The following is a 3,128-nucleotide window of genomic DNA, read 5'->3' on the forward strand; positions in this document are numbered from 1 at the left end:
GCTGTCAAGTGATTATTTTCAGAAGTTTTCGAAGAATTCTTCAACAACTTCAACCACTTGCGCTTCCGATCTCTCGTTAGCGGGAGGCGAATTCTACAGCGTTAATCGCTGCTGTCAACACCTCTTTCTCTCCGCTTTCGACCGAGAAGATCGAACCGTTAAAAGAGCTACATATCATTGCTCTTTCAACTCCTTCCAGGCTTCGATGATCTGAAGCAAGCCGCTGTCGAAAACTGCTTAACTCTTTGAATCTCAAGGAGTTTTCCGTTTCGACTGCGCCGGAAGTGGGGCGAATTATAGACCTCTGGAATCTGCCGTCAACCGTTAATTTCGCTTTTCTTGCAGATTCTGCTTTTTAGCCATTAAACGCGGGATTCGCCTCATCACCGGCGGCAGACGAAGCAGCAAGAGCACAGCGCCTATAGAGGCATAAATCGCCCACTCTTCCAGATCGGCCCGCACGATCCACAGCATATGCAGCAAACCCAACCCGAGAATCAGGTAAACCAGGCGATGCAGCTTCTTCCAGCGAGCGCCCAAACGACGCTGACTATAACGATTGGACGTCACCGCCAGTATCAGTAATCCGAGAAAGCCCAGCGCACCAACAATAATGTAAGGCCGCTTGCGCAGCTCAACGCCCAACTGCGACCAGTCGAATCCGAGGATAAACGCCATATAGCTGAACAGATGCAGCGTCACATAAGCAAAACACCAAAGCCCTAACTGCCGGCGCACTGCAATCCACCCCGCCCAGCCGCTCAGCTTTTGCAGGGGAGTCATGCTCAGGGTGATCAACAGCAACACCAGCGTGCCAAGCCCGAGACGATCAACCAGCACCTTGCCCGGATCAGGCCCGAGCAGATCGGCGAACGCTTGATAGAACCACAGCAATGGCCAGACCGCCGCAGCAATGAAAACGCCCACTCGCCAGAACGGATAACGCATCAGTAGTTCTTCCGCAGATCGAGCCCTGTATATAAAGAAGCGACTTCATCCGAGTAGCCGTTGAACATCTGGGTATCGCGCACATTCGGTTTGAATAGGCTGTTCGGCAAGCGCCGCTCGCGCGCCTGGGTCCAGCGCGGATGGTCGACCGTAGGATTCACATTCGCGTAGAAGCCATACTCATCGGCAGCAATGCTTTGCCAAGTGGTCTTCGGCTGCTCGCTGACCAGACTGATGCGCACAATGGATTTCACGCTTTTGAAGCCGTACTTCCATGGCACCACCAGACGCAAAGGTGCGCCGTTCTGGTTCGGCAGTTCGCGGCCATACATGCCCACCGCGAGGATCGCCAAAGGATTCATCGCCTCATCGAGACGCAAGCCTTCGACATACGGCCAGTCGATCAACGCAAAACCGGAACGCTGGCCGGGCATGCTCTTGGGATCCTGCAGGGTTTCGAAGCGGATGTACTTGGCCTTGGAAGTCGGCTCGACCTGTTTGAGCAAAGCCGAGATGGGAAAGCCGATCCAGGGAATGACCATCGACCACGCCTCGACGCAGCGCAGACGATAAATACGCTCCTCCAACTGATACGGTTTCATGAAGTCTTCCAGCGCATAACGCCCTGGCTTACCCACCTCCCCGTCAATCACCACGCTCCAGGGTTCGGTTTTCAGGTCGCCAGCGTTCCTCGCCGGATCGCCTTTGCCGGTACCGAACTCATAAAAGTTGTTGTAGTTCGTCGCGTCTTTATAAGGCGTGATCGCCTCGTCCTTGACGTTGACCGCCCCCCATTGAGTAGAAGGAAGCTTTTCGGCAAACCAGGCCGGAGCCTTGCCGGATTCGACATCAGAGTAGCGAGGGGCATCAGCGGCACTGGCCCAGCGTGGCAGGCTGCTCACGGCAATACCGGCAGCAGTGGCGCCGAGCAATTGGCGGCGAGAGAGATAAATGGCTTCAGGCGTGACATCCGACTCATGGCAGTCGGATGCTTTGGGGATCTTGATCAACATGACAACTCCGCAGCTTTGGAGGACAGGTGCACCCATAGACTGCGGAGTATGCGGGAAATTACATCACTCGGCGTTTTTGTGACGACGAAGACGCAACAGATATTGCACCGGACCGGACGCCGCATAGGCGAGGAACACCAGCAGCAGAATGCGCGGCGGATCACTGAACACGACAGCGAATACCAACACCACCGCCAGGATCGCCACGAACGGCACGCGACCTTTGAGATCCAGCTCCTTGAAGCTGTTGTACTTGATGTTGCTGACCATCAGCATGCCGGCCGCCGCCACCATCAAGGCCACCAGGAACGACATCTTCGAACCCTGGATGCCGTAATCGCTGAACGCCCAGACAATACCGGCCACCACACCTGCCGCCGCCGGGCTGGCCAGACCGATGAAGTAGCGTTTGTCCGCCGTGCCGACCTGGGTGTTGAAACGCGCCAGACGCAACGCCGCACCCGCTACATATATGAAGGCGACCATCCAGCCGACCTTGCCCATGTCTCCCAGCGCCCAGCCGAACGCCAGCAATGCCGGCGCTACGCCGAAGGCGACCATGTCCGACAGCGAGTCATACTCGGCGCCGAAAGCACTTTGGGTATTGGTCATGCGTGCCACGCGACCATCGAGGCCATCGAGGACCATCGCGACGAAAATCGCGATCGCAGCGAAGGCGAAGTACTTGCTCGCATTCACCGAGTCGCCGGCGCTCAACGCGGCCTGCGCGCTCATCGAGTTGATGATGGAATAGAAGCCTGCGAACAGGTTGGCAGTGGTGAACAGGTTCGGCAGCAGATAGATACCACGATGCCGGACTTTACGACCTTCGGCGTCGTGCCCTTCTTCGATGTGTTCATCGATGGGCAACAGGCTTTCGGCGTCGGAAGCCTTGTTCGGCTCTTCGGGACGTTCGCTCATGGACATTACCTTGCAACGGTTTGGAAAAAATTCGACAGAGGCTTGAGGACGACAGTTCGGCCACAAACGATGCAGCTTTATACCAGAAGCACCGGCCCAAACGAAAAAACGCGGCCTAGCAGACTGTGTGAAAACGCACTGACGGCGGTTCCAGCAAACGCCCCGACTTGTTCGGGGCGTTTGCTTTTGTGCTCACAGCAGACGAAAAAAGGCGTTTCAGCCCATCAGCGCCATCATCTGGCGCAC

Annotated in this window: 3 protein-coding genes; all 3 read right to left on the bottom strand. The window is 56.3% G+C overall.

Annotated features, from left to right (window positions below; all coding sequences use genetic code 11):
- Positions 1-324: 324 nt before the first annotated feature.
- Complete coding sequence (msrQ, locus tag QMX86_RS27735; RefSeq protein WP_282387750.1) at positions 325-948, bottom strand: protein-methionine-sulfoxide reductase heme-binding subunit MsrQ; 624 nt, start codon at positions 946-948, stop codon at positions 325-327.
- The gene (gene msrP / locus QMX86_RS27740; protein WP_024014317.1) at positions 948-1,961 is read right to left on the bottom strand and encodes a protein-methionine-sulfoxide reductase catalytic subunit MsrP; all 1,014 of its coding nucleotides are present in this window, start codon (positions 1,959-1,961) and stop codon (positions 948-950) included. The genes msrQ and msrP overlap by 1 nt, the downstream gene beginning before the upstream one ends.
- A gap of 63 nt (positions 1,962-2,024) precedes the next feature.
- A complete protein-coding gene (pssA, locus tag QMX86_RS27745; RefSeq protein WP_016773182.1) occupies positions 2,025-2,882 on the bottom strand; it encodes a CDP-diacylglycerol--serine O-phosphatidyltransferase in 858 nt (285 codons plus the stop codon).
- Positions 2,883-3,128 lie beyond the last annotated feature (246 nt).

Origin of the sequence: Pseudomonas sp. PS01270 (genome assembly GCF_029959775.1) — a bacterium.
In the GTDB taxonomy this organism is placed as follows: domain Bacteria; phylum Pseudomonadota; class Gammaproteobacteria; order Pseudomonadales; family Pseudomonadaceae; genus Aquipseudomonas; species Aquipseudomonas atacamensis.

Bases quoted from the DNA above. Each gene is read 5' to 3' on its own strand.
- msrP (WP_024014317.1), bottom strand. From the start codon at position 1,961: ATGTTGATCAAGATCCCCAAAGCATCCGACTGCCATGAGTCGGATGTC.
- pssA (WP_016773182.1), bottom strand. From the start codon at position 2,882: ATGAGCGAACGTCCCGAAGAGCCGAACAAGGCTTCCGACGCCGAAAGC.
- msrQ (WP_282387750.1), bottom strand. From the start codon at position 948: ATGCGTTATCCGTTCTGGCGAGTGGGCGTTTTCATTGCTGCGGCGGTC.